Origin of the sequence: Kribbella sp. NPDC051770 (assembly GCF_040681455.1) — a bacterium.
GTDB lineage: Bacteria > Actinomycetota > Actinomycetes > Propionibacteriales > Kribbellaceae > Kribbella.
In genome coordinates this window covers 402,852-427,222 of record NZ_JBFAYT010000008.1, presented here as the reverse complement: position 1 = coordinate 427,222, position 24,371 = coordinate 402,852, and the positions used below count along the sequence as shown (strand labels likewise).

Here is a 24,371-nt window from a genome sequence, read left to right as displayed (position 1 = left end):
TGGGCCTTCGCATCGCTCGGCAGCTACCCGCGCAGGCCACCTCCCAACGCATTCCCGGCCGGTGCGACCTCAGCCCAAAGCAACCTCCTCGGCCGCACCGGCGCTTCAGTTGCTCAGGACACCTTCGGGGCCCAGTCCAACCCGGGCGGGTTGCCCGTGCCATCGCCGGGGATGGGATTGGTCAGTTGGGTGACGGACGCACCATCGGGCGTGTAAGCACGCACAACCCGCCGCTCGTCGAACGGCCCTTCCCCCGGCAGGTACTCCGGATACGCCTCCAGCGTCGCGATCTTCTTGCCGTTCGGAGACCACGCAACACCGGCCAGGTCGTGCGACGACGGATGCGCGGTGTGGCTCACGCGGAAGGGCGCGCCCGCGCCGCTGCGCGGCAGAGTGACCAGCTCAGTCCGAGCAGCGTCGTACTTGTTGGTGACGAACGCGATGGTCTTCGAGTCCGGCGACCAGTCCGGGTACTCGTTGTTCGACCCAGCCGTACCGGCGAAGACCGTATGCAGCCCGGTGCCGTCCGGCTTCACCGTGGTGATCGAGCGCGCGTCGTTCTCGTAGTACAGGTGGGTGACGAAGGCGATCCGAGTGCCGTCCGGCGCGTACGCCGGTTGTTCGGCGATCAGGGTGCCGGAGTGCCAGACGACCGTGCGGACGCCGGTGCTGACCACGACGCGGTACAGGCTGCGGCCTTCGGCGTACACGATGGAGGCTCCGTCGGGGGCCCAGGTCAGGGTGCGGTCGGTGAAGTCCTGGGAGAACTCGGCGACGACGGTCTCGGTGCCGGTGGTCAGGGTGCGGACGTAGAGGCGCTCGACCCAGATGTCGGTGCCGGGGCGGGCCTCCTCGTCGCGGAAGTAGGCGACGCGGGTGCCGTCGGGTGAGTACTTCGGGTTCTGGCCGACGCCGAGGAACACGTACGACGCCGCGTTCGGCAGCTGCGTCACCATCGTCGTGAACTGCTGCGAGAAGACGAGGTAGCCGTTCTTCGGTGCCGCTGCTTGGGCTGGTAGCGCGGTCGTTGTCAGCACGATCGCAAAAAGCGCAGCCAGGACTGATCTGAGTTTCATCTGCTCCCCCACGGAACATCAGCGCGCGTGGTCCCCCCACGCCTTCCGGGGCACGCTACGGAGCGCTGATCAAGACGACAAGGGCTCAGCTGGGTGGGCGGATGATGCGCTGCTCGATCGCCCGGGCGACGGCCGCGGCGCGGGTGTCGACCTCGAGTTTCGTGTAGATGTGCGAGAGGTGGGACTTGACCGTGGCCTCGCTGACGAAGAGGCGGCGGGCGATCTCGCGGTTGGCGGCGCCGGTCGCGAGGAGGCCGAGGATCTCGACTTCGCGTTCGGTGAGTTGAGGCCCGGTACGGCGGATCAGCCGCGCCGCGACCGCCGGCGCGAGGATGGTCTCGCCGCGGGCGGTGCCGCGGATAGCGCGGAAGAGGTCGTCGGGTGGGGCGTCTTTGAGAAGGTAGCCGGAGGCGCCTGCGTCGATGGCGCTGGTGATGTCAGCCTCGGTGTCGTACGTCGTGAGGACGAGAATGTACGGCGGTTCGGGCAGCGCTCGCAGACTAGCCGTCACTTCCGCGCCGCCGGGGCCGTCGCCGAGGTTGAGATCCATCAGTACGACGTCCGGCCGGATCGCCGCCACCAGTTGCACGGCGCTGTGCGCGTCGGAGGCCTCGCCGACGACGGACAGATCGTCCTGGCCCTCGACCAGCGCTCGCATCCCCGCCCGTACGACGGGGTGGTCGTCGACCAGCGCGACCCGGATCACGACGGCGCTCCAGCCAGCGGGATCGACGCTGCGAGCGCCGTACCCTCGCCCGGCTCGCTCTCCAGCACCAGCGTGCCGCCGAGGTGGCTCAGGCGATCGCGCATCCCGGCCAGCCCGCGTCCGCGGTCCGGATCAGTCGGGCCGGGTCCGAGGCCGCGGCCGTCGTCGCGGACGTCCAGGAACACCGCGTCCGGCTGGTACGTCAGCGTGACGACAGCTGTCGTAGCCGCTGAGTGCTCCAGCACGTTGGCCAGCGCACCACGCGCAGTGCGCAGCAGCGCGGTGTCCACCTCAGCCCCGAGCGACACCGGCGTCCCGTGCACCTGCACCCGGATGTCGACCCCGCTCGCCGCAGCCAGCCGCGCACCTGTCTGCCGGAGCGCACCGGGCAGCGCTGGCTGACCAGAGCTCGTCAGCTCAGCCGGCGCCAGGTCCCTGACCACTCGACGTACCTCATCCAGCCCATCCCGAGCAGTAGCCGCCGCCTGAGCCGCATGCTCACGCGCGGCCGCCGGCCGGTCGGTCCACTCGCTCTCGGCGGCCTGCAGCAGCAGGTTGATGCTGGACAGGCCCTGCGCGACGCTGTCGTGCAGCTCTCGCGAGAGCCGCGCCCGCTCGGCCAGCGCGCCTGCCTGGTGCTGGGCGTCAGCCAGGTCCCCCTGCGCCGCGTGCAGGTCGTCCAGCAGCACCTGCCGCGCGGCGGCGTACCGCTCCAGCGCCCTGTAGGCGCCAACAGCCAGTACGGCGATGCAGACCGGGCCCAGCACCATCGTCGGGTCCAGCCGGTCAGCCATGCGCGTCCACTGCACCACTACCGTCGCCACCATCCCGGCGACGACCGCACAGGCCGGCCAGAACGCCAGCACTCGCAGCGCCACGAACGACAGCGGTACGGCGCACCAGGCGAACGACGGCGCCAGCAGCACCAGCCCGAACCACACCAGCACCAGCAACGCCAGCCACACCCAGCCGCGCAGCACCGGCCCTGCGGCGTACGTCGCCAGCAGTGCCACAGCGCCCGCGAGCATCCAGGGCGCCTGGTCGCCGAACCCGTGACCGGTCAGGTAGCGGACCGCTGAGGCGAGCACCAGGACGACGAACGTCGTGTGCAGCGCCTTCACCAGCCCGCCGGCCTGGCCGAGCACGGCGGCCGGTGTCTGTGAAGTCGTCATGTCCTGCCGATGGTAGGCCCGTCGCGGCGCCTTCCGAATCATCCGTTCGGCTATCCACAGGTGGCCGAATTCCCGTCGGCCGGAGTCGCAGAACGCGGCAATCTGAATGTGACCAACCTGTTCGGCCGATGAGAGGTTTCCGATGTCCGTCCGCTCCCTGTGCACCACCCTCGTCCTATCCGTCGCGCTCGCCGGGGTCGTCGTCCCGACGGCGTCCGCCCGCTCCACGACGTACGAGCTGCCGGGCGATTCCGGCGGATCGAAGTACGAGGGCATCGGGTACGACGTCCGCGCGCAGCGCTTCTACGTCTCCGAGACCACCGGCGGCGAGATCCACCGCGGCCGGCTGCGCTCCGACGCCGCGACCGAGTGGCTGGCCGGTGACGGGACCGACGGGCGCTGGACCGCTCGCGGGGTCACCGTCGACGCGCGCGGCCGGGTGTACGTCGCCGGCGGGCCGAACGGCATCGACCACCCGGGCGCGCCGGACCTGTGGGTGTACGACCGCGACGGGAGGCTGCTCGCGGCGCTGCGGACCGGCGTACCGAACGCGTTCCTGAACGACCTGGTGATCGGCCCGGACGGCGCGGCCTACGTGACGAACTCGAACGCGCCGCAGGTGTTCCGGGTCGCCGAGCACCACGGTCGCTGGACGATCCGGACCTGGGCCGACGCGACCACGACGATCCCGACACAGACCGGCTTCAACCTCGGCGGCATCGTGCTGTCGCCGGACCGGTCCGCGCTGGTCGTGGCCCAGGGCAACGTCGGCAAGCTGTGGCGGTTCTCGCTGCGGACCGGCGCGGTGTCGGCCGTCGATGCCGGTACGGCGGACCTGGTCAACGCCGACGGGCTCGTACAGCAGGGGCGCACACTGTGGGTGGTGCGCAACTTCTCGAAGGTGCTGAGCACGCTGCGGCTGGCCTCGGACGGGCGGTCGGCGCAGCTTGTCGCTGCGACGCCGACCGACCCGGAGCGGGTGTTCACCACGGCGAAGCTCGCGCAGGGGCGATTGCTGCTGGTCGACAGCAAGTTCGACGAGCAGGTCGCGGCTCCGCCGTACCAGGTGGTCGCGCTGAACCCGCCGCGCCGATGAAGGCCTCGCTCGCGGTAGCTACGGTCGTCGTGATGGCGGCGACCGTGGGCTGCTCGGCGCCCGAAGCCGCGCCGCCTGCCGCTTCTCCGACCACATCCGCTACTACTCCGAGGCTCACTGTGCCGACTGATCTGGACCAGCAACTCATCGCCGCCGCCTGGAAGAACGACGTCGCTGCTGCGCGCCGGCTGATCACCGCGGGCGCTGACGTCAACGCGGTGGATGACACCGTGCAGAGCGCGTTTCTGATCGCTGCCAGCGAGGGGTACGTCGAGCTGCTCGACCTGACGCTGCAGCACGGCGGTGACGTGCGGAGCCTCGACAGCTACCGCGGTACGGCGCTGATCCGGGCGGCTGAGCGTGGCCACGCGGCAGTGGTCGGGCGGTTGCTGCAGGCGGGGGTGGCGGTGGATCACGTGAACAGGCTTGGGTGGACTGCGCTGCACGAGGCTGTGCTGCTCGGCGAGGGCACACCGCAGTACGTGGAGACTGTGCGGTTGCTGGTCGCGGCTGGAGCCGACCGGGCGAAGCCGGCTCAGCGGGACGGGGTCACGCCGGTCCAGGGGGCTCGGAAGCTCGGGCAGAAGGCGGTGAGTGCTGTCCTGGAGGCTGAGCGGCCCGGCTCCCCTGCTGCGGCGCTGCTGGGTGCGGCTACGGCTGGTGATGCTGACGCAGCTGCTGCTGCGCTGGCTGCTGGCGCGTCGATCGAGTCGGCTGATGGGCAGCGGCGTACGGCGTTGTTGCTGGCGGCGTTGAACGACCGGGTCGAGGTGGCGCGGTTGCTAGTCGGGCTGGGGGCGGATCCGGATGCGCAGGATGATCGAAAGGACTCGGCTTGGCTGGTCACTGGGGTGACGGGGAGCGTTGCGATGCTGGAGACCTTGCTCCCGGCGCGGCCGGATCTTGCGCTGCGCAATCGGTACGGGGGTGTTTCGGTGATCCCGGCCAGTGAGCGCGGACACGTGGAGTACGTGCGGCGCGTCGTACGGACCGGGATCAACGTCAATCACGTCAACGATCTCGGGTGGACGGCCTTGCTGGAGGCGGTGATCCTCGGGAAGGGCAGCGAGGCGTGGCAGGAGATCGTGAAGATCCTGCTCGCGGCGGGGGCTGATCCGGCGATTGCCGATCGTGACGGGGTCACGGCGTTGCAGCATGCGGAGAAGCGGGGGTACGACAAGATCGCCGCGATCCTGCGCGAGGCCAAGGGGAGGTAGCCGGTCGGACGGCCTCAGCTGAGCCAGCGGCCGTCCAGCATCAGGTCGCGGCCCTCGAGCTCGTTCGCCTCGCGCCAGGACTGGATGCGCACCGGGGTGACCTCGAAGAACGGGTACGTCGCCTTGAGCGCCCGCGGGTCGAACCCGGACTTCTCGGCGAACGCGTCGCCCTGCTCCTGCGTCGGGGTGAAGCGTTCCGCCGTACCGGTGACGAGGACGACGTCGCGGGTGCCGCCGATCGCGAGGTGGAGCTGCGGGTTGGCCTGGAGGTTCAGGCTCGTCGGGTTCTTCGACGCGGTCGACAGGATCAGCGTCGTACCGGTCCAGAGGAAGGACAGCGGGACCAGGTACGGCGTACCGTCCGCGGACGCGGTCGAGACCCAGGCGTCGACCTCGGACGCGAGTCTTTCGAGGGCGTCTTTCGTCCGGATGGCAAGGGGGCGCGCGGGTGGCGGAGGGTTGCTCATCGTCACATTGTCCAGGGGCGAATCTGATTTTTCTTCCGCGCCCCAAGTGCGCTACTGTTCTGCTCTCGCAGGGAGCGAAACGCTCCTGGTGAGAGTGCGGACGTAGCTCAGTTGGTAGAGCGCAACCTTGCCAAGGTTGAGGTCGCCGGTTCGAACCCGGTCGTCCGCTCGGAAGAGGTCAGCAGGCTGAGACTCTGTGGTGGAGTGGCCGAGAGGCGAGGCAACGGACTGCAAATCCGTGTACACGGGTTCGAATCCCGTCTCCACCTCGCAAACTTCATTCCCCGGACGATTGGCGCAGCGGTAGCGCGCTTCCCTGACACGGAAGAGGTCACTGGTTCGATCCCAGTATCGTCCACGTCATCGGCAGCGGTCTGTGCTCGCGGAAAGCGCGAGCCGGGCCGCTTCCGTCATTTGTGCGGCTGCGCTTCGCTTGCCGCGTTGCGGGGGCTTCGCCACCCGCACCCCCTGAGCCTTCGCTTCGCTCGGCTGCTGTGGCTGGCGTCGCCTGTCGGGCTTCGCCTTCGCTTCGCTCGGCGGTGCCTGGCCGGCATAACCAAACCTTCCGGCGACTTTCCGCTTTCCCAACCGATGCGACCTCAGCCCGAGGATTCCTCCTCGGCCGAATCACCGCTCGGCCAACGCTCCGCTCAGCGCTGTGGCCAGGTCGTCCACCGGCTGAGCCCGCCAACTCTGCACCCCCGTTCGGCCACCAGCCCAACAGCTCTCGCCCCACCCTCGACGCCTTTCCGGCCGATGCCACCTCAGCGCACGGACTCGTCCTCGGCCGCATCACCACCCAGCCGTCGCTCGGCGACGACCCCTCGCACAGCTCGCGCTGACCCTCCACGCATTTCCGGCCGGTGCAACCTCAGCCCAAGGACTTGCCTTCGGCCGCATCACCGCACAGCCGTGACTCCGCTCGACCGCCGGGAGTTGGCACCGCATGGCGTTGAACCACCAGCATCCGCTCCGGGTGGCTTGAGTCGGTGGCAACGGCGGAACGTCGAGGCAACTCCGGCCGGGGCCTTCGCTTCGCTCGGCAGTGGCGAGGAGGCGCCGGCGGGCGCGAGCCCGCGGCGCTGGCGGCGTGTGGTTCGAGCAGGTGGACGAGGCGGAACGTGCAGGCTCGGCCGGATGGGCCTTCGCTTCGCTCGGCGGGCGCCTCGCCGGCGCACCAAAGCTCGCCGTCCACCCTTCCGGCCGGTGCGACCTCAGCCCAAGCGCTCCTCCTCGGCCGCATGAACACCAACCTCCAGTTCCTCCTATTGCATGGCTGTTGAGCCCGGGCGCTGTTTGAATGCTTCGGCATGGGGTCTGTTTGGGTGGGTGAGCGGGTTCGGTTGCGGGCGGTGGAGCCTGAGGACTGGGCTGACTTCTTGCGGTTCGATCAGGACAGTGAGATGCAGCGGAGTGTGGACATGGTGCATGCGCCGCGGTCTGCGTTCGCGATGCAGGGGTGGGCCGAGGGGCGGGCGACGCACGGGGAGAAGGACGATCGGCTGGAGTTGGCGATCGTGGCGCTGGACTCCGACACGCTGGTGGGGGCTTGTTCGACGAACGAGACGAGTCGGCGCAGTGGGCGGTTCAGTTACGGGATCGCGGTGGGGCGGGAGCATCAGCGGCGGGGGTATGCGCGGGATGCGGTGACGTTGTTGCTGCGGTTCATGTTCGAGGAGCGGCGGTACCACAAGGCCGAGGCGGGGGTTTACGCGTTCAACGCGGCGTCGATCGGGCTGCAGGAGCGGTTGGGGTTTCAGCGGGAAGGGCTGTTGCGGGATCACGAGTTCCTGGCGGGGGCCTATCAGGACGTGATCGTGTTCGGGATGACCGCGGAGGAGTTCAGAGGCGGAGGTGCGAGCCGCCGTTGAAGTCGAGGACGGTGCCGGTGGCGAACTCGGCGGCGGGTGAGGCCAGGTAGAGGATGGCCGCGGCGACTTCCGAAGGGGCGGCTACGCGTTCCAGCGGGCTCTCCATGCGGCGGCGGTCGTAGCCGTCGCCCGACAGAGCCTCGGCGGCCATGTCGGTGGTGGTCCAGCCGGGGGCGATGGCGGTGACGGCAATGCCTTCGGGGCCGAGTGCCCGCGCCAGGGATTGGGAGAGTGAGACCAGGCCGGCCTTGCTCACGCCGTACGCCGGCTGGTTCGGTTCGCCGCGGAAGGCGCCTCGGGAGGAGACGTTGACGATGCGGCCGCCGCGATGCATGTACTGGACGGCGCACCAGCAGGCGTTGGCGGCGCCGATCAGGTTCACACCGAGGGTGTCGGCCCAGGCCTGCTGCCAGCCCTCGTACGACGTACTGCGGATCGGGTGCGCCGAGTAGACCGCTGCGTTGTTGACGAGGACGTCGATGCCGCCCAGAGCGGAGGCTGCTTCGTCGACCATGCGGCGGATGGCCAGCGGGTCCGCGAGGTCAGCCTGTACGACGACGTGCCCCTCCCCCGGCAACCCCTCCAGCACCTCTGCCGCGGCAGAGGCCGACGCGCCGTAGTGGACCGCGACGCGGTCGCCCGCCGCGGCGAAAGCCTTGGCCGTCGCCGCGCCGATCCCCCGGGAAGCTCCTGTCACCAGCACCGATCGACTCATGCGGCGAGTCTTTCACTGCCGTGGGGTGATGTCCTTGCGGTAGTTCTTAGTCTGGCGGGCCCACTCCTTCTTCGCCTCGGCGCGCAGCCGAGCATCCGTACGCCGGGCCATGAACGCAGCTTCGCGCTGGAGTTTCACCCAACTCTCGTAGCGGCGGACCGGGAGCGTGCCGTCGTCGAGAGCCCGTCGTACGGCGCAGCCGGGTTCGGTCTGGTGGGCGCAGTCCTTGAACTTGCACTGGTCGGCCAGCCCGCTGACGTCGGGGAACGCGGCCGCGAGACCCTCGCCGGATTCCTGGAGACCGATCCCCCGCAGCCCGGGCGTGTCGATCACGACGCCGCCCTGTGGCAGCGGGATGAGCTCACGGCGTACGGACGTGTGCCGGCCTTTGCCGTCCTCGCGGATGGCTTGTACGTCGAGAAGCTCGACGCCGGCCAGCGCGTTGACCAGCGACGACTTGCCGGCGCCGCTGACGCCGAGCAGGGCCATCGTGGCATTGCCCGCGAGCAGCTCGCGGACGGCCTCGATGCCGGCGCCGGTCGTCGCGCTGCACACCAGCACGTCGGCGCCCGGCGCGGCGGTGGCGACGTCCTCGGCGATCGAATCCGCGTCGCCGACCAGGTCGGACTTGGTGAGGACGACGACTGGATGCGCGCCGCTCTCCCAGGCCAGGGCGAGGAAGCGTTCGATGCGGCCGATGTTCGGTTCCGGGATCAGGCCGACGACGATCGCGATCACGTCGACGTTGGACGCGAGCACCTGGCCGCGGGACGAGCCGCCGACCTCGGCGCGGACGATCGCCGTACGCCGGGGAGCGATCGCCTCGAGCGTGATCCGGTCGTCGGGCCAGTACCGGAGGGCGACCCAGTCGCCGGTGCACGGCGCGGTCTGGGAGTCCTCGGCGACGGCGCCGAGCACACTGCCGGACCAACTGGCGCGGACCGGGCCGTCCTCGGTGAGCACCGTGGACAGGCCCTTGTCGACGCGGATGACGCGGCCCTGGATCAGGCCGTCGGGAAGCGTGGAGAGGTAGTCGGCCGTGGCTGGGTCGAGGCCGAGGGACGCGAGCGTTGCTGACATGGTGCGACGAACCTTTCGGGAGGTCCGGCCGCGGCGATCAGCTCGGCGGCCGGACGGTACGGGAGTGAGCGGGCCCCTCGGCTCGGTGGTCCTCGTGGGCCAGATCGGAGTTCATGGTCGTCTCAACTCCCTTCGGTGGTGTCGGTCGCGGTACGGCAAGCGTAGGTCGAGATGCGAGGCGTCGCATGGGAATTACTGCGGGGTGGATTCGGTGCTGTTCGACTGGGTGACCTTGTCCGCGTCGGCGCGCTCGACGCTCGCTTCTTCAGGAGCAACAGGAGCAGGAGCAGGCGCAGCGGCTGGCGCCTTCGGCTTCTCCGGGATCGTCGGCTCCTTCTCCGGCGCCTCGTTCGACGGATACCCCACCGCGTGCCCCGGCGGATCCACCGGCGACCCGGGCGACATCGCCTCGACCGTCCGCGCGAGCTTCACCTCCGGCCGCAGCTCGCCCTGGGTCAGCGGCTGGTCCTCGTGGTGCGGGTCCGGCTCGGCCTTCATCACAGGCTCGGTCGCCTCGCGCCGCGCCTTGTGCGGCCACAGCCGGTCGACCACCGCGTTCAGTGCCGCACCGATCAGTACGGCGATCGCCGTCATGTACAGCCACATCAGTACGGCGATCGGCGCCGCCAGCGGCCCGTAGATCGACGTACCGCCGACGGTGCTCTGCAGGATCCAGCGCAGCACGAAGCTGCCGAGGATCCAGATCGACAGCGCCAGGAACGAGCCCGGCAGGTCGGAGACCCACGGCGTCCGGACCGGGACCGACAGGTGGTACAGCGTGTTCAGGAAGCCTGCCGACAGGATCGTCACGACCGGCCAGTACAGCTGGTTCAGGAAGTCGAGCCGGTGCGGCAGCAGCGCGTCGACCGCGTCCGGGCCGGCCAGGACCAGCGGGAGCACGATGACGCCGATCACCAGCGCCGCGCAGTACAGGCTGAACGACAGCGCGCGGGTCCGGACGATACCGCGCTTGCCGCCCATCCCGTACATGATCGTGATGGTGTCGACGAACACGTTCAGCGCCCGGCTGCCGGACCAGAGCGCGAGCACGAAACCGATCGAGATGACGTCCGGGCGGCCGCCGTTGAGGACCTGGTTCAGGGTCGGCACGATCACGGTCTTGACCGAGTCGTCGGTCAGCGCGCGGGCGGCCAGATCGGCGATCTGGATCTTGATGTCCTCGATCGTCTCGACCTCGAAGTACCGGCTGGCGATGAAACCGATCGAGCCGGCCAGCCCGAAGATCAGCGGCGGCAGCGAGAGGATCGCGAAGAACGCTCCCTCGGCGGCCAGGCCGGTGACCCGGTAGCGCAGACAGGTGCCGACGGTCTGGGTGATCAGCTTCCAGGTCGTCGCGGGGATACGTCGCACCCAGGCGAGTGAGACCGACGTCCCACCGCCTCGCGCTGACCCAGAGCGTGCCATACCGCTTACCGTACTGACATGGCGGACCCATTCGCGGTAACGAATCAGGCTCCCCCACTCCAGGGAGTGAACTTCTTCACCCAGGACGCGTCCCTCGGTGACGCTCTGCGCCCGCATGCGGACCTGGTGAAAGATCCGGCCCTCTCGGCGGTGGGAGAACTGGCGGGATCGCAGGAAGCGCTCTCTCATGCTCTTCCGGCGAACCAGAACTCGCCGGCGCTGAAGACGCACGATCGTTACGGCCACCGGATCGACGAGGTCGAGTTTCACCCGTCGTGGCACTGGCTGATGGACCGGGCCGTCGGCTTCGGCCTGCAGGCGGCGCCCTGGACCAGCACCGAGTCGTCGCCGCACCTGCGGAGAGCCGCCGGGTTCTACGTCTGGTCGCAGGTCGAGCCGGGTCATGGCTGCCCGATCTCGATGTCGTACGCCGCGGTGCCGGCGCTGCGCGCGTCGGAAACCTTGTCCGCACAATGGGTTCCGGCGTTGGCCGCGACCGAGTACGACTCGCGGCGGCTCCCGGTCGGGCAGAAGCACGGTGTGCTCGCCGGGATGGGGATGACCGAGAAGCAGGGCGGCTCGGACGTGCGCGCGAACCTCACCACCGCGACGCCGACCGGCCGCGGCGGCGGCTCGGGCGCCAACTCGGGCAGCCTCGGCGCGGCGACCCCGACCGGCCGCGACGCGGGCGGCCTCGGCGCCGCGACCCCGACCGGTGACGGCGACGAGTACCTGCTGACCGGCCACAAGTGGTTCTGCTCAGCCCCCCAGGCCGACGTCTTCCTCGTCCTCGCCCAGGCTCCCGAGGGCCTGAGCTGCTTCGTCGTCCCCCGCGTCCTTGCCGACGGCAACCGGAACGTCTTCGCGCTGCAGCGGCTCAAGGACAAGCTCGGCAACCGCTCCAACGCCTCCAGCGAGGTCGAGTTCCGCAACACCATCGGCTACCGACTCGGCGACGAAGGCGCCGGGGTGCGCACGATCATCGAGATGGTCGCCGCGACCCGCCTGGACTGCGTGCTCGGCTCGGCGGCGCTGATGCGTCGCGCGCTCGTCGAGGCGACCTGGCACACGTCGTACCGGAGCGCCTTCGGCGACCTCCTCCGCGACAAGCCCGCCATGCGCAACGTCCTGGCCGACCTCGCGATCGAGAGCGAGGCAGCAACCGCTCTCTCGATGCGTCTCGCGGCCGCGGTCGACGCCTCCGAGTCAGGGGACGAGCAGGCCAAGGCGTTCCGCCGGATCGCGCTCCCGCTGGCCAAGTTCTGGGTCTGCAAGCGGACGCCGATGATGGTCGCCGAGGCGCTGGAGTGCCTGGGCGGCAACGGGTACGTCGAGGAGTCGGGGCTGCCGCTGCTGTTCCGCGAGTCCCCGCTGAACTCGATCTGGGAAGGCTCGGGCACGGTCAACGCGCTCGACGTACTGCGTGCGCTGCGGCGCCCGGAGTCTCTGCAGGCCTGGCTGACTGAAGTCGGCCAAGCACAAGGCGCCGACCACCGGCTCGACGCGGCCGTGACCGACGTACTGGAAGCGCTCTCCGATGTTTCCGAGGCCGAAGCGGGCGCGCGCCGGCTGGCGGCGCGGATGGCCGCGTGCCTGCAGGCGTCGTTGCTGGTGAGGTACTCGACACCTGACGTGGCAGACGCTTTCGTGGCCTCGCGGCTGGCCGGTGACTGGGGTGGTGTGTTCGGGACGCTGCCGCGGACGACACCGTTCGGTTCGATAGTCGACCGCGTCCTGTCGTGAGGTCCTGAGCACGCTAGGGTTACCACCGCGACTGGCGCGTGAGGTGGACAACCACCGGGGAGCTTGAAGACGCCGGCACCGTGCGCCTGGGTGCCGCGACAAGTGCGAACCTCAGGAGAGACGACGATGACTCAACCCTTCGACGCCGCGAAGGCGTCGGCCGCCTACCGCAACGCGCTCGAGGTGATCGGCGCCGTGGAGCCCACCATCGCGGGCGCCATCAAGGCCGAGCTCGAGGACCAGCGCTCCTCGCTGAAGCTGATCGCCAGCGAGAACTACGCCTCCCCGGCCACCCTGCTCACGATGGGCAACTGGCTCTCGGACAAGTACGCCGAGGGCACCGTCGGGCACCGCTTCTACGCCGGCTGCCAGAACGTCGACACCGTCGAGCAGGCCGCCGCCGACCACGCCAAGGCCCTGTTCGGCGCCCCGCACGCCTACGTCCAGCCGCACTCCGGCATCGACGCCAACCTGGTCGCCTTCTGGGCGATCCTGGCCCAGCGGATCGAGTCGCCGGCCCTGGCCGAGGTCGGCGCGAAGCACGTCAACGACCTGTCCGACGAGGACTGGACCAAGCTCCGCAAGGCGCTCGGCGACCAGAAGATGCTCGGCATGTCGCTGGACGCCGGCGGTCACCTGACGCACGGTTTCCGCCCGAACATCTCCGGCAAGATGTTCCACCAGAGCTCGTACGGCACCGACCCGGAGACCGGGCTGCTCGACTACGACAAGGTCGCCGCCACCGCGCGCGAGTTCAAGCCGCTGATCCTGATCGCCGGCTACTCGGCGTACCCGCGCAAGGTCGACTTCGCCAAGATGCGCGAGATCGCCGACGAGGTCGGCGCGACGCTGATGGTCGACATGGCGCACTTCGCCGGCCTGGTCGCGGGCAAGGTCTTCACCGGCGACTTCGACCCGGTCCCGCACGCGCACGTCACCACCACCACCACGCACAAGTCGCTGCGCGGCCCGCGCGGTGGCATGGTGCTGTGCCAGCCCGAGTACGCCGACGCCGTCGACCGCGGCTGCCCGATGGTGCTCGGTGGCCCGCTCAGCCAGGTGATGGCGGCCAAGGCCGTCGCGCTGGCCGAGGCCCGTCAGCCCGAGTTCCAGACGTACGCGCAGAACGTCGCCGACAACGCGGTGTCGCTGGCCGAGGGCCTGATGAAGCGCGGCGTCAAGCTCGTCACCGACGGCACCGAGAACCACCTGGTGCTGCTCGACGTCTCGTCGTACGGGATCACCGGGCGGCAGGCCGAGTCGGCGCTGCTCGACGCCGGCATCGTCACCAACCGCAACGCGGTCCCGCGCGACCCGAACGGCGCCTGGTACACCTCGGGCGTCCGGATCGGTACACCGGCGCTGACCACCCGCGGCTTCGGCGGCGACGAGTTCGACCGCGTCGCCGAGCTGATGGTCGACGTCCTGTCCAGCGTCACCCCGACCACCACGTCGGCCGGTGCGCCCTCGAAGGCGAAGTACGTGCTCGCCGACGGTGTCGCCGACAAGGTCCGCGCGGCCTCGGCCGAGCTGCTCGACAAGCACCCGCTCTACCCGGGCCTCGACCTGAACTGAGCACCACCAGCAAGAGCGCGTGCCGCCTCCGGGCAGCACGCGCTCTTCGCGTCCGCCGACCCCCAGGCTCGGCGGAGGGCCGTCAGAGGTTCAGCGCGTAGACCGCGATCGCGGCGAAGTCGTCGGCCGGCTCGGAGGACTGCCAGGAGCGGACGTCGTCGACGTAGCGGGAACCCTTGCCGGTGAAGGGTTCGTAGCGGTCGACACCGTTCGACGGGCAGGGGCGCATGTTGTCGAGGTTGTCGCCGAGGCCTTCCTCGAAGAGGTCGGCGGAGTTCGGGCCGTTGACCACGGCACCGATCAGCGGCCGGTTCTTGATGTTCGCGATCTGGTGGTGCGGGCAGCGCTCGACGTGCTCACCGACGCCGATCATGAACGGGACGCCCCACGGGTTCGCGCCGAAGTTCCAGTCCAGCTGCTCGGCGCCGAAGGTGTCGTAGCGGCGGTCGCCGGTGACGGAGCGGTAGAGCCGCGCGGTCGCGGCCAGGCCGAAGGCGTGCGGGACGGCGTCGAAGTTGTCGTACTGCGCGCCCGCGCCGAACGGCTCGTCCGCCGCGCGCCGGACGCCGAGATCCAGCTGCGCGCGCAGATCCGCGGCGAGCGCGGCCACGTTGACCTGCGGTCGGTGAGCGGATCCGCGATCTGCGCCGGAGAGCGCGATCTGGTGATCTGCGCCGGTGAGCGTGTTCCGACCATCTGCGGCGGAGAGCGCGATCCGGTGATCTGCCCGGGCCGCGCGGATCAGGTCGGTGTGGGCGAGCGCGCTCACGTCGTACAGGTTGAAGGTGTCGCCGCCGGCTTCGTGCTCGAGGTACTGGCCGGCCCAGTAGCCGGCCTTCTGCAGCCAGCCCCGGGCGCGCGGGTCGCGGAGCTTCTGGGCGGCCAGCGCCAGCTCGGCGGCGCCGAGCTCGAGGTCGTCGCGCCAGGCGCTCTCCGGGTAGAACGCGAACGGGAGCGAGGTGACGAGCTGCGTGACGCCGGTCGTCTTGGCCTGGGCGTAGATCTGCGCGGCGGTGTCGAGCAGGCGGCGCGCCTTGAGCGGGTTCAGCTCGACCTGGGCGGCGAGAGCGAACGCGGCCGCTGTCCGGCCGGCGAGGTTCGGGCTGATCAGCTCGCCGGGCGCCCCGGCACGGAAGACCGGGCGGTTCTTGAGGAAGCGCTCTCCCGGGGCAGAGAGCGTGTCGTCGACCTCTGGCAGTCGCCAGATGTCGTGGTCGCCGACGAAGGTGCCCTCGACGTTGCCGGTGCCGATGCCGACCTGGATGTAGAGGGTCTTCGTCCGCTCGTCCCACATCTTGTCGAGCCAGTCGAGGCCGTGCCGGGCTTCCTTCAGCAGCTGGGGATTCAGCCGGCCGCCGTCCCGGGCCGATGCCCAGAGCAACGAGTCCGAGTACGCCGCGATGTGGGTGAACTTGAGGTAGTCGCCGGCGTCGTACCAGCCTCCCGAGACGTCGACCGGACCGCCGACGCGCTGCAGCTCCCCGGTCGTTTGATCCGTGTCAGGTCCGGTGAAGACAGGCCAGTCGTACACCGAGGCAGCCCGGTCGGTGAGGTGCGCCGGCTTGCGCCCGAGCGGACCGCTCGGCACCTCCGCGCCGTCGCGTTGCTCGGTGAAGAACCCGACAGCCTTGTCGGCAGCCGACTTCTCCAGCCCGTCCCCGACCTTCACCTCGAACTCAGGCGAAACCGACCCATCGACCTGCACCCGGTACTTCCCCGGCCGCCGCAGCGCCGAGAAGTCCAACTGGTGCACATGCGGGTAAGCCGCGTTCCACTCCCCCGCGTCCGTGCCCACCCGCCCGGTCAGTACCCGCCGCCCCCACCGATCGAGCACCGAGAACTTCGCCCCGGCCGAAGCCGAGCCGCTCATCAGGTACCCGACCTTCGCAGCGCCGGCGGCGTACCCGAGCTGGTTGATCCGCACCAACCCGGCAGCGGACGGCGCAGCGGCGGAGGTGGTCGTCATCGCCAGCACCAGGTTCGCGGCCACAACGAGCGGTACGACGGTACGGCGGAGGGGGCGCATCGGTCGGCTCCTCGACGATTAACCGTTAGGAAACCTTCCTATCGGTCGCCACAAAGTAGCGCCCGACTCGCTCACCAGCAAGACTTCAGACCTCGCCGGCCCCGGCCGGCCACTCGACCAGCTCGATCCGGTAGCCGTCGGGATCGACGAGCCACGCGGTCTTCGGGCCGTCCGGGCCGGCTGGAAGCTCCGGTTCGCTCGGCGTCAGGCCGGCGGCCCGCAGGCGGTCGAGCGCCAGACCGAGCGTGCCTACGTCGATCGCCAGGTGCTGGAAGCCGCCGGGCCCGACCGGGCCGTCGGCCGGGCGATGCACCAGCTCCAACGACACGCTCGACTCGTCCGGCAGCTTCAGCCAGACCAGACGGGCGTCGCCGGCGTCGATCACGTCGCCGAGCTGGGTGTAGCCGAGCGCCCGGTAGAACGGCAGGGAGCGCTCCAGGTCGCTCACACGGTACGCGAACAGGATCGTCTTCATGCCACCCCATCCAAACGGCTCGCCGACCAGATCATCAAGAGCGCGAAGACCGCGCCGAGCAGGCCGCAGGCGAACGGGATCCCGGCCACTGAGATCAACGCGCCGAACGCGGTCATCGCGACCGGCATCAGGGCGTCGTCGGACAGGCTCACGATGCTGCTCGTCCGCCCCAGGTACGCCGGGGCGATGGTCTGCTGGAACGCCGCGGACAACTGGGCCGACGCGAGGCCGGCGGTGAAGCCGATGACGCCCATCGCGACGAAGACACCGGCCCGCGGGACGACGCCGATCGCCGCACATCCGGCCGCTTGCAGGATGAGCGCGAGCAGCCCGGCCCGCGCGAGGTTGGACGGCTTCCAGCGCATCGCCAGGACGGCGCCCGCCGCGGCGAGCAGGCCCGAGCAGGCCTGGAAGAGACCCAGCGCCCCGGCGCCCCAGCCGGCGGCCGACGTCCGCTGAACGAGGCCGACGGCGAGAACCGGGCCGACGCACAGGTTGAGTCCGAAGAACGCGATCACCAGCGTTCGCGCCGGGAGGTCGCGGCGCAGGTAGCCGAAACCGGCCCGCAGATCCGCGCGGACCGACGTCCCTTCCGACCGGACCTGCGGAAGGCGCGGGCGGACCACCCACAGCAGCGCGACGGCGATCACCGCGAACGAGATCGCGTTCACCACCATGACCGCGGCGAGGCCGCCGTGGGCGACCAGGAAGCCGCCGAGCGGGGCACCGGCGAAGACCGCCAACCGGTTCGCCAACTGGGTGCCCGCAGCAAGCTTCACCAGGTCGTCGGGGTGCACCATCCGGCGCGGCATCGTCCCCGAAGCCGGGGCGTAGAGCGCGTCGACGACGCCGAACAGCACGGCGACGACCAGCAGGAGCGCGAGCGAGATCCCCGAGAGCGCGGTCACCGCCGCGGCGCCGGCCAGCACCAGGATCCGGCCGAGGTTGGCGACGATCATCGTGCGGCGGGCGTCGAGGCGGTCGGCCAGGGCGCCGCCCCACAGCAGCACGAGCGCGCGCGGCAGAGCGCCGATGCCCATCACCAGGCCGGCGCCGGCCGGTGAGGTCACCTGGGTCGCGCTCCACGCGAGGCCGACGTACCAGGCGACGTCGCCGGCCTGCGAGATCCCCGCGGAGAGGATCCAGGCCTGTACCCGCCGATCCCGGCGCAGGGGCGGCAGGTCGACCGTGAGCGCAGTCACGGCCGGGCCGGTACGGCGTGCGCGAAGACGAAAACGGGGTGCGCCTCCGCACCCTCGGACGGCGCATCGGCGTACTCCTGGATCACGGCGCTGATCCGCGCCCCGAGCTCCTCCAGCCGTTCCGGCGTCACCGTGACCCAGCTCTCGGTCGACAGCGCAGCCCGGACCCACGGCTCGTCGTACTCCGACCGCAGCCCGAACCACTGCCGGACCTTCGTCGTGTGGTGGGTGAGATTGCTCTCCTCGGCCGTCTCCGCGACCAGCTCGCCCGCCGGGTCTCCCCCGGCGTCGGCGATCGACCACGAGTACGACGCCTTCGCCGACCGCCACCACCGCTCGCGCCGGGTCCGGGCCAGCTCCGGCGCCTCCTCGATCACCCCCGCGGCGGCCAGCACCTTCAGGTGGTGACTCACGTTCCCGACCAGCTCCCCGGTCGCCTCGGCCAGCCGCGAGGCGGTCGCCGGACCGTTCACCCCGAGCAGGTCGATCAGCCGGCGGCGCAGCGGATGGTGGATCGCGGCGATCACGGACGGGTCGGCGGTGCGCCGGTTCGCGGGGCTCATGCCACCACGGTACGCATGACAAGAAGTCTTGTGCAATAGTTCTTGCAGATCACGATTTGAGCGCGAAACAATCTCGACCGACCCGGTGCACTTATCCACATCGTGAGAACGCATCTCGCGATGCAGGATAGAGAGTTGATTTGTCAGTCGCCTGCGCTGATGGTTGTGAGCATGCTCGCTGCCCGGACCACCCACCTCGTAGGTCGCATTCATGTCGACCTCGGGCGGATGCGCAGCGCCATCTGTTGTCCTTCGATGATCTGACAGCCACCCTGCCCGGGCCCCTCACGGCCCCCTGATCACCTGATCAACCGCTGGGTGCGCACCGCGCAGACCGGATCGAACCGACGACGTTTCGAGCCTCCATCGCGAGAGCGCACCTGTCTGTAGAGACAAGGACACGCCCCCAGATGACTGGCGTCACCTCTGCACCCAGAACTGATCCTCCGCGTAAGCCCGCCCGCCCCCGCAAGGGCAAGGGTGAAGGTCAGTGGGCGCTCGGCTACCGCGAGCCGCTGAACAAGAACGAGGAGAACAAGAAGAACGACGACGGCCTGAACGTCCGGGCCCGGATCGAGAACATCTACGCCCACGGCGGGTTCGACTCGATCGACCCGGCCGACCTGCGCGGCCGGTTCCGCTGGTGGGGTCTCTACACCCAGCGCAAGCCCGGGATCGACGGCGGCAAGACCGCGACCCTGGAGCCGGAGGAGCTGGACGACAAGTACTTCATGCTCCGGGTCCGGATCGAGGGCGGTCAGCTGACCACCGAGCAGCTCGAGGTGATCGCCGAGGTGTCCAGCACCTACGCGCGCGACACCGCCGACATCACCGACCGGCAGAACATCCAGCTGCACTGGATCCGGGTCGAGGACGTGCCCGCCATCTGGGAGAAGCTCGAAGCCGTCGGCCTCTACACGACCGAGGCCTGCGGCGACGTCCCGCGGGTGATCATCTCCAGCCCGGTCGCGGGGATCGCCGCCGACGAGATCATCGACCCGACCCCGGCGGTCGACGAGATCGTCGAGAAGTACATCGGCAGCACCGAGTTCTCCAACCTGCCGCGCAAGTTCAAGACCGCGATGACCGGCCACCCGTCGCACGACGTGGTGCCCGAGGTGAACGACATCAGCTTCGTCGGCGTCGTGCACCCCGAGCACGGCCCCGGCTTCGACCTGTGGGTCGGCGGCGGGCTGTCCACCACCCCGATGCTCGCTCAGCGCGTCGGGGCCTGGATCCCGATCGACGAGGTGCACCTGGCCTGGAAGGGCGTCGTCAGCATCTTCCGCGACTACGGCTACCGCCGCCTGCGCAACCGGGCCCGGCTGAAGTACCTGGTCGCCGACTGGGGCATCGACAAGTTCCGCGAGGTGCTGGAGTCGGACAAGTACCTCGGCCGGAAGCTGATCGACGGCCCGGCGCCCGAGGTTCCCGCCGTACAGGGTGACCACGTCGGCGTGCACCGGCAGAAGGACGGCCTGTACTACGTCGGCGTCGCGCCGGTCGTCGGCCGGGTCTCCGGATCGCAGCTGTCGCAGCTGGCCAAGGTCGTCGCCGCGCACGGCTCGGACCGGATCCGGACCACCGCGCAGCAGAAGCTGATCGTGCTGGACGTCCCGGAGGCCAAGGTCGAGTCGCTGGTCGCCCAGCTGGCCGACCTCGGGTTCCAGGCCCGGCCGTCGGGCTGGCGGCGGAACACGATGGCCTGCACCGGGATCGAGTTCTGCAAGCTCGCGATCGTCGAGACCAAGGCCCGTGCGGCCCAGCTGATCGACGACCTCGAGGAGCGGATCCCCGACCTCGACGTACCGATCACGGTGAACGTGAACGGCTGTCCGAACTCGTGCGCCCGGATCCAGGTCGCCGACATCGGCCTGAAGGGCCAGCTGGTGATGGGCCCCGACGGCAACCAGGTGCCCGGCTACCAGGTGCACCTCGGCGGCGGGCTCGGCCTGGACGCCGGCTTCGGCCGCAAGCTGCGCGGCCACAAGGTGACCTCGGACGGGCTCACCGACTACATCGAACGCATCACCCAGAACTACCTGAAAGAGCGGTCCGAGGGCGAGCGGTTCGCCCAGTGGGTCGTCCGTGCCGAAGAGGAGGCTTTGACGTGAGTGAACGCGCTGCACCTCTCTACTGCCCGTACTGCGGGGACGAGGACCTTCGTCCGTCGGAGGAAGGGCACGGCGCCTGGGAGTGCCGGCCGTGTGCACGGGTGTTCCAGCTCAAGATGATCGGACTGCGGGTGACGGTGGAATGAGTACAGACCTGAAGACGCTCGCCGAGGAGGCGAACGAACGACTAGCCGACGCCTCGGCGCAAGAGGTGCTGGCCTGGGCGCACGAGACCTTCGGCCCCGAGCTGGTGGTGACCGCGTCGATGGCCGACGGGGCCCTCCCGCACCTGGCCGCCGAGGTTGCCCCCGGCATCGACGTGCTGTTCCTCGACACCGGCTACCACTTCGTCGAGACGATCGGCACCCGGGACGCGGTCGCCGCGACGCTGCCGATCAACCTGATCAACGCGACCCCGAAGCAGACCGTCGAGGAGCAGGACGCGGAGTACGGCAAGGACCTGTTCGCGACCGCGCCGGACAAGTGCTGCGCGCTGCGCAAGGTCGAGCCGCTGAACCGGGTGCTGTCCGGTTACAAGGCCTGGGTCACCGGCGTACGCCGGGAGGAAGCGCCGACCCGCGCCAACACCCAGGTCGTCGAGTACGACGAGAAGCGCGACATGGTCAAGCTGAACCCGATCGCGCCGTGGACCCAGGAAGACCTCGACGGCTACATCACCGACAACGGCGTCCTGGTCAACCTGCTCCAGTACGACGGCTACCCGTCGATCGGCTGCCAGCCGTGCACCAAGCAGGTCGCGCCGGGCGAAGACCCGCGCAGCGGCCGCTGGGCCGGCCAGGGCAAGATCGAATGCGGGCTCCACACATGAGCGGGACGGCAACGGTCACCGAGCTCGACGCTCTGGAGAGCGAGTCGATCCACGTGTTTCGGGAGGTGGCGGCGGAGTTCGAGCGGCCGGTGATCCTGTTCTCCGGTGGCAAGGACTCGATCGTGATGCTGCACCTGGCGCGGAAGGCGTTCGCGCCGGCCGGGGTGCCGTTCAGCTTGCTGCACGTGGACACCGGGCACAACTTCCCCGAGGTGCTCGACTACCGCGACGCGACTGTCGGCGCGCTCGGGCTGCGGCTCGAGGTGGCCCGGGTCGAGGACTACCTGGCTGACGGCCGGCTGCGGGAGCGCAACGACGGCATCCGCAACCAGTTGCAGACCGTCCCGCTGCTGGACGCGATCAACGCGCACCGCTTCGACGCCGTGTTCGGCGGTGGGCGGCGTGACGAGGAGCGCGCTCGGGCGAAGGAGCGGATTTTCAGCTTGCGTGACGAGTTCGGTCAGTGGGACCCGCGCAACCAGCGCCCCGAGCTGTGGTCGCTGTACAACGGCAAGCACCGGCCGGGTGAGCATGTCCGGGTGTTCCCGCTGTCGAACTGGACCGAGCTGGACATCTGGAGCTACATCGCCCGCGAGGAGATCCCGCTTCCGAGCATCTACTACGCCCACGAGCGGGACGTGTTCGAGCGCGACGGCATGCTGCTTGCCGTCGGCCCCTACTCCCAGCCGCGCGCCGGCGAGACCGTCGAGCAGCGCGTGGTCCGGTACCGGACCGTCGGTGACATGTCCTGCACCGGCGCCGTCGCCTCGACCGCGACCTCCCCCGCGGAGGTCGTGATCGAGGTCGCGGCCAGCGAGATCACCGAGCGCGGGGCCACCCGCGCCGACGACCGGGCCAGCGAGGCCGCCATGGAAGACCGCAAGCGGGAGGGGTACTTCTGATGAGCACCACTCAAGCACCGGTCGCCGAGCTCGAGCAGCTCGCGCAGCGCAAGCTGTTGCGGCTGGCAACAGCCGGGTCCGTGGACGACGGCAAGTCGACGCTGGTCGGCCGGCTGCTGCACGACTGCAAGGCGATCCTCGCCGACCAGATCGCGCACGTGCAGACCGTGTCCGAGGCCCGCGGCGGCGACTTCGACTTCGCACTGCTCACCGACGGCCTGCGCGCCGAACGCGAGCAGGGCATCACCATCGACGTCGCCTACCGGTACTTCGCCACCGACAAGCGCTCGTTCATCCTGGCCGACTGCCCCGGGCACGTGCAGTACACGCGGAACACGGTCACCGGCGCCTCGACCGCCGACGTCGTGATCATCCTGGTCGACGCGCGGCACGGCGTACTGGAGCAGACCCGGCGCCACCTCGCCGTCGCCGGACTGCTCCGCGTCCCGCACGTCGTCCTGGCCGTGAACAAGATCGACCTGGTCGGCTACGACGAGGCCGTCTTCCGCGGCATCAGCAAGGACGTCTCCGAGCTCGCCGACCAGCTCGGCATCGCCGACGTCCAGGCGATCCCGGTCTCGGCGCTGGTCGGCGACAACGTCGTCGAGCACTCCGCGACCACCTCCTGGTACGACGGCCCGACGCTGCTGGAGTTCCTGGAGAGCGCTTCCGGGCGCTCCGACGCCTCCGGCCAGCCGCTGCGGTTCCCGGTCCAGTACGTGATCCGCCCGCAGACCGACAACCAGTACCGCGACTACCGCGGCTACACCGGAACGGTCGCCTCCGGCACCGTCTCGGTCGGCGACCAGGTGATCGTGCTGCCGGCCGGACGCCGTACGTCGGTGGCCGGCATCGACCGGGCCGTGGTCAGCGCGACCGCGACCGCGGTCGCCGAGCGTCCCTCGGCCGTCGCCGGAGAGGCCGTCACGGTCCGGCTCGCCGACGACATCGACGTGGCCCGCGGCTCGGTCATCGTCGCCGCCGACTCCTCCCCCGGCACCCGCCGGGAACTGTCGGCCACCGTGTGCTGGCTGTCCGACCGCCCGCTGGCCGTGGGCGCTCGGCTGCTGATCAAGCACACCACCACGACCGCCCAGGCGATCGTCACCAAGATCAACGGGGTCCTCGACCTCGACACGCTCGGAGTCATCGACGCCGCCGGGCTCGACCTGAACGACATCGGCAAGGTGCAGCTCAAGATCGCCGCACCGCTGGCCGCCGATCCGTACGCCAGCAACACCATCACCGGATCCTTCCTGCTGATCGACGCCCACGACGGATGGACGCTCGCAGCCGGCATGATCGACGAAGAAGAAGGGGAACTGCTGTGACCGCTCCTGCGCTCGTAGTCCTCGCCCACGGCAGCCGCGACCCGCGCTCGGCCGCCACCGTCCACTCGCTGGTCTCGTGCCTGCGGGAGATGCGTGACGACCTGCGGATCGAAGCCTCCTTCCTCGACCACTGCCCGCCCACGCCGTACCAGGTGATCGGCAAGCTCGCCGCCGAAGGGGTCGAGGAGGTCGTGATCCTGCCGCTGCTGCTGTCGACCGCCTTCCACGCCCGCGTCGACATCCCAGCCGTCGTTGACGAGGCACGCGGCCGGTTCCCGAACCTGCGGATCATCGCCTCCGACGTGCTCGGGTACGACGAGACGCTGCTCGACGTGCTCGACCGGCGGATGCGCGCCGAGCTCAAGGACGGGCGGGTGCGGGAGCTGGACGCGCTCGTGCTGGCCTGCGCCGGTTCCAGCGACGCGCAGGCGAACGCGGCCGTGACCCGGCTCGCGCGGCTCTGGGGTCAGCGGCACAAGCTGCCGGTCACCGCGGCCTTCACCACCGCCGCGTCGCCGAGCCCGGCCGAGGCCGTGCTGCAGTGGCGGCTGGAGGGCCGGCGGCACGTTGCCGTGGGCTCCTTCTTCCTTGCCCCCGGCGTGCTTCCAGACCGCGCGGAGACGACTGCTCGCAAGGCGGGTGCCGTCGCGGTCTCGCGGCCGCTGGGCGTCAGTGCCGAGGTCGCGCGCCTGGTGATGCTCCGGTACGGCGTCGCCGGCCTCGACCTGCTCACGCTGGCCGCTCCCGCGCCGCGTCCGCAGCTGGTCCGCACCGCCTGATCCGTTC

General features: G+C 70.0%; 22 protein-coding genes and 3 tRNA genes. 14 read left to right on the top strand and 11 right to left on the bottom strand.

Annotation, left to right across the window (positions count from 1 at the left end; genetic code table 11):
• Positions 1 to 113: 113 nt before the first annotated feature.
• The 3 genes from AB0M01_RS27060 to AB0M01_RS27050 all read right to left on the bottom strand — a co-directional run bounded on the left by AB0M01_RS27060 (position 114) and on the right by AB0M01_RS27050 (position 2,954).
• A complete protein-coding gene (locus AB0M01_RS27060; RefSeq protein WP_363674250.1) occupies positions 114 to 1,076 on the bottom strand; it encodes a hypothetical protein in 963 nt (320 codons plus the stop codon).
• An 85-nt stretch (positions 1,077 to 1,161) separates the two neighbouring features.
• Positions 1,162 to 1,782 (bottom strand): response regulator transcription factor, encoded by a 621-nt coding sequence (locus AB0M01_RS27055; protein ID WP_363674248.1) that lies wholly within the window; start codon positions 1,780 to 1,782, stop codon positions 1,162 to 1,164.
• A complete protein-coding gene (locus tag AB0M01_RS27050; RefSeq protein WP_363674246.1) occupies positions 1,779 to 2,954 on the bottom strand; it encodes a sensor histidine kinase in 1,176 nt (391 codons plus the stop codon). The genes AB0M01_RS27055 and AB0M01_RS27050 overlap by 4 nt, the downstream gene beginning before the upstream one ends.
• Before the next feature lie 142 nt (positions 2,955 to 3,096).
• Between AB0M01_RS27050 and AB0M01_RS27045 the strand changes: the two genes are divergently transcribed.
• Positions 3,097 to 4,050: a gluconolaconase gene (locus AB0M01_RS27045; RefSeq protein ID WP_363674244.1), complete on the top strand. Its 954-nt coding sequence runs from the start codon at positions 3,097 to 3,099 to the stop codon at positions 4,048 to 4,050.
• A 119-nt stretch (positions 4,051 to 4,169) separates the two neighbouring features.
• Entirely contained in the window at positions 4,170 to 5,267 is a 1,098-nt protein-coding gene (locus AB0M01_RS27040; protein ID WP_363674242.1) for an ankyrin repeat domain-containing protein, read from the top strand.
• Positions 5,268 to 5,281: 14 nt separating this feature from the next.
• On the opposite strand, the gene AB0M01_RS27035 is transcribed toward AB0M01_RS27040, so the two are convergent.
• Positions 5,282 to 5,734, bottom strand: coding sequence for a pyridoxamine 5'-phosphate oxidase family protein (locus AB0M01_RS27035; RefSeq protein ID WP_363674240.1), 453 nt, complete (start codon positions 5,732 to 5,734; stop codon positions 5,282 to 5,284).
• Positions 5,735 to 5,830: 96 nt separating this feature from the next.
• Here AB0M01_RS27035 and AB0M01_RS27030 point away from each other — a divergent pair.
• From AB0M01_RS27030 to AB0M01_RS27015, 4 genes are all read left to right on the top strand, one after another.
• Positions 5,831 to 5,903, top strand: a tRNA-Gly gene (locus AB0M01_RS27030).
• Positions 5,904 to 5,932: 29 nt separating this feature from the next.
• Positions 5,933 to 6,003: transfer RNA gene (locus AB0M01_RS27025), tRNA-Cys, on the top strand.
• Positions 6,004 to 6,020: 17 nt separating this feature from the next.
• Positions 6,021 to 6,092: transfer RNA gene (locus AB0M01_RS27020), tRNA-Val, on the top strand.
• A gap of 952 nt (positions 6,093 to 7,044) precedes the next feature.
• On the top strand, positions 7,045 to 7,605 hold the full coding sequence (locus tag AB0M01_RS27015; protein WP_363674238.1) for a GNAT family protein: 561 nt from the start codon (positions 7,045 to 7,047) through the stop codon (positions 7,603 to 7,605).
• Here AB0M01_RS27015 and AB0M01_RS27010 read toward each other — a convergent pair.
• The 3 genes from AB0M01_RS27010 to AB0M01_RS27000 all read right to left on the bottom strand — a co-directional run bounded on the left by AB0M01_RS27010 (position 7,577) and on the right by AB0M01_RS27000 (position 10,771).
• A complete protein-coding gene (locus AB0M01_RS27010; protein ID WP_363674236.1) occupies positions 7,577 to 8,320 on the bottom strand; it encodes an SDR family oxidoreductase in 744 nt (247 codons plus the stop codon). The genes AB0M01_RS27015 and AB0M01_RS27010 overlap by 29 nt on opposite strands.
• Before the next feature lie 12 nt (positions 8,321 to 8,332).
• Positions 8,333 to 9,400 carry a ribosome small subunit-dependent GTPase A gene (gene rsgA / locus AB0M01_RS27005; protein WP_363674234.1) on the bottom strand — a complete coding sequence of 356 codons (1,068 nt, stop codon included), beginning with the start codon at positions 9,398 to 9,400 and terminating at the stop codon, positions 8,333 to 8,335.
• Between the two features lie 192 nt (positions 9,401 to 9,592).
• Positions 9,593 to 10,771: a YihY/virulence factor BrkB family protein gene (locus tag AB0M01_RS27000; RefSeq protein ID WP_363674232.1), complete on the bottom strand. Its 1,179-nt coding sequence runs from the start codon at positions 10,769 to 10,771 to the stop codon at positions 9,593 to 9,595.
• Positions 10,772 to 10,843: 72 nt separating this feature from the next.
• Here AB0M01_RS27000 and AB0M01_RS26995 point away from each other — a divergent pair, with 72 nt between their 5' ends.
• Both AB0M01_RS26995 and AB0M01_RS26990 read left to right on the top strand, forming a co-directional pair.
• A complete protein-coding gene (locus tag AB0M01_RS26995) occupies positions 10,844 to 12,568 on the top strand; it encodes an acyl-CoA dehydrogenase family protein (RefSeq protein ID WP_363674230.1) in 1,725 nt (574 codons plus the stop codon).
• 126 nt (positions 12,569 to 12,694) lie between these two features.
• Complete coding sequence (locus AB0M01_RS26990; RefSeq protein ID WP_363674228.1) at positions 12,695 to 14,143, top strand: glycine hydroxymethyltransferase; 1,449 nt, start codon at positions 12,695 to 12,697, stop codon at positions 14,141 to 14,143.
• Between the two features lie 82 nt (positions 14,144 to 14,225).
• On the opposite strand, the gene AB0M01_RS26985 is transcribed toward AB0M01_RS26990, so the two are convergent.
• The 4 genes from AB0M01_RS26985 to AB0M01_RS26970 form a co-directional block, all read right to left on the bottom strand.
• A complete protein-coding gene (locus AB0M01_RS26985; RefSeq protein ID WP_363674226.1) occupies positions 14,226 to 16,169 on the bottom strand; it encodes a glycoside hydrolase family 9 protein in 1,944 nt (647 codons plus the stop codon).
• A gap of 85 nt (positions 16,170 to 16,254) precedes the next feature.
• Positions 16,255 to 16,644, bottom strand: a complete 390-nt coding sequence (locus AB0M01_RS26980) for a VOC family protein (RefSeq protein ID WP_363674224.1) — start codon at positions 16,642 to 16,644, stop codon at positions 16,255 to 16,257.
• Entirely contained in the window at positions 16,641 to 17,846 is a 1,206-nt protein-coding gene (locus AB0M01_RS26975) for an MFS transporter (RefSeq protein WP_363674222.1), read from the bottom strand. The genes AB0M01_RS26980 and AB0M01_RS26975 overlap by 4 nt, the downstream gene beginning before the upstream one ends.
• Complete coding sequence (locus AB0M01_RS26970; RefSeq protein WP_363674220.1) at positions 17,843 to 18,409, bottom strand: helix-turn-helix domain-containing protein; 567 nt, start codon at positions 18,407 to 18,409, stop codon at positions 17,843 to 17,845. Before AB0M01_RS26970 ends, AB0M01_RS26975 begins: the two co-directional genes overlap by 4 nt.
• 410 nt (positions 18,410 to 18,819) lie before the next feature.
• Between AB0M01_RS26970 and AB0M01_RS26965 the strand changes: the two genes are divergently transcribed.
• Genes AB0M01_RS26965 through AB0M01_RS26940 form a run of 6 tightly spaced genes read left to right on the top strand, consistent with a single transcriptional unit; the run spans position 18,820 to position 24,364 of the window.
• Entirely contained in the window at positions 18,820 to 20,523 is a 1,704-nt protein-coding gene (locus AB0M01_RS26965; protein WP_363674218.1) for a nitrite/sulfite reductase, read from the top strand.
• Positions 20,520 to 20,669, top strand: coding sequence for a hypothetical protein (locus AB0M01_RS26960; RefSeq protein WP_166665480.1), 150 nt, complete (start codon positions 20,520 to 20,522; stop codon positions 20,667 to 20,669). Before AB0M01_RS26965 ends, AB0M01_RS26960 begins: the two co-directional genes overlap by 4 nt.
• Positions 20,666 to 21,352 carry a phosphoadenylyl-sulfate reductase gene (locus AB0M01_RS26955; protein ID WP_363674216.1) on the top strand — a complete coding sequence of 229 codons (687 nt, stop codon included), beginning with the start codon at positions 20,666 to 20,668 and terminating at the stop codon, positions 21,350 to 21,352. The genes AB0M01_RS26960 and AB0M01_RS26955 overlap by 4 nt, the downstream gene beginning before the upstream one ends.
• Positions 21,349 to 22,254: a sulfate adenylyltransferase subunit CysD gene (gene cysD, locus AB0M01_RS26950; protein WP_363674214.1), complete on the top strand. Its 906-nt coding sequence runs from the start codon at positions 21,349 to 21,351 to the stop codon at positions 22,252 to 22,254. The genes AB0M01_RS26955 and cysD overlap by 4 nt, the downstream gene beginning before the upstream one ends.
• Complete coding sequence (locus AB0M01_RS26945; protein ID WP_363674212.1) at positions 22,254 to 23,585, top strand: GTP-binding protein; 1,332 nt, start codon at positions 22,254 to 22,256, stop codon at positions 23,583 to 23,585. Before cysD ends, AB0M01_RS26945 begins: the two co-directional genes overlap by 1 nt.
• The gene (locus tag AB0M01_RS26940; RefSeq protein WP_363674210.1) at positions 23,582 to 24,364 is read left to right on the top strand and encodes a sirohydrochlorin chelatase; all 783 of its coding nucleotides are present in this window, start codon (positions 23,582 to 23,584) and stop codon (positions 24,362 to 24,364) included. The genes AB0M01_RS26945 and AB0M01_RS26940 overlap by 4 nt, the downstream gene beginning before the upstream one ends.
• The last annotated feature ends 7 nt before the right edge of the window (positions 24,365 to 24,371 follow it).

What these genes read in the sequence shown, in the direction of transcription:
- AB0M01_RS27060 (WP_363674250.1), bottom strand. Translation starts at nt 1,076, where the DNA reads ATGAAACTCAGATCAGTCCTGGCTGCGCTTTTTGCGATCGTGCTGACA.
- AB0M01_RS27050 (WP_363674246.1), bottom strand. Translation starts at nt 2,954, where the DNA reads ATGACGACTTCACAGACACCGGCCGCCGTGCTCGGCCAGGCCGGCGGG.
- AB0M01_RS27045 (WP_363674244.1), top strand. Translation starts at nt 3,097, where the DNA reads ATGTCCGTCCGCTCCCTGTGCACCACCCTCGTCCTATCCGTCGCGCTC.
- AB0M01_RS27035 (WP_363674240.1), bottom strand. Translation starts at nt 5,734, where the DNA reads ATGAGCAACCCTCCGCCACCCGCGCGCCCCCTTGCCATCCGGACGAAA.
- AB0M01_RS27015 (WP_363674238.1), top strand. Translation starts at nt 7,045, where the DNA reads ATGGGGTCTGTTTGGGTGGGTGAGCGGGTTCGGTTGCGGGCGGTGGAG.
- AB0M01_RS27010 (WP_363674236.1), bottom strand. Translation starts at nt 8,320, where the DNA reads ATGAGTCGATCGGTGCTGGTGACAGGAGCTTCCCGGGGGATCGGCGCG.
- rsgA (WP_363674234.1), bottom strand. Translation starts at nt 9,400, where the DNA reads ATGTCAGCAACGCTCGCGTCCCTCGGCCTCGACCCAGCCACGGCCGAC.
- AB0M01_RS26995 (WP_363674230.1), top strand. Translation starts at nt 10,844, where the DNA reads ATGGCGGACCCATTCGCGGTAACGAATCAGGCTCCCCCACTCCAGGGA.
- AB0M01_RS26990 (WP_363674228.1), top strand. Translation starts at nt 12,695, where the DNA reads ATGACTCAACCCTTCGACGCCGCGAAGGCGTCGGCCGCCTACCGCAAC.
- AB0M01_RS26985 (WP_363674226.1), bottom strand. Translation starts at nt 16,169, where the DNA reads ATGCGCCCCCTCCGCCGTACCGTCGTACCGCTCGTTGTGGCCGCGAAC.
- AB0M01_RS26980 (WP_363674224.1), bottom strand. Translation starts at nt 16,644, where the DNA reads ATGAAGACGATCCTGTTCGCGTACCGTGTGAGCGACCTGGAGCGCTCC.
- AB0M01_RS26970 (WP_363674220.1), bottom strand. Translation starts at nt 18,409, where the DNA reads ATGAGCCCCGCGAACCGGCGCACCGCCGACCCGTCCGTGATCGCCGCG.
- AB0M01_RS26965 (WP_363674218.1), top strand. Translation starts at nt 18,820, where the DNA reads ATGACTGGCGTCACCTCTGCACCCAGAACTGATCCTCCGCGTAAGCCC.
- AB0M01_RS26955 (WP_363674216.1), top strand. Translation starts at nt 20,666, where the DNA reads ATGAGTACAGACCTGAAGACGCTCGCCGAGGAGGCGAACGAACGACTA.
- cysD (WP_363674214.1), top strand. Translation starts at nt 21,349, where the DNA reads ATGAGCGGGACGGCAACGGTCACCGAGCTCGACGCTCTGGAGAGCGAG.
- AB0M01_RS26945 (WP_363674212.1), top strand. Translation starts at nt 22,254, where the DNA reads ATGAGCACCACTCAAGCACCGGTCGCCGAGCTCGAGCAGCTCGCGCAG.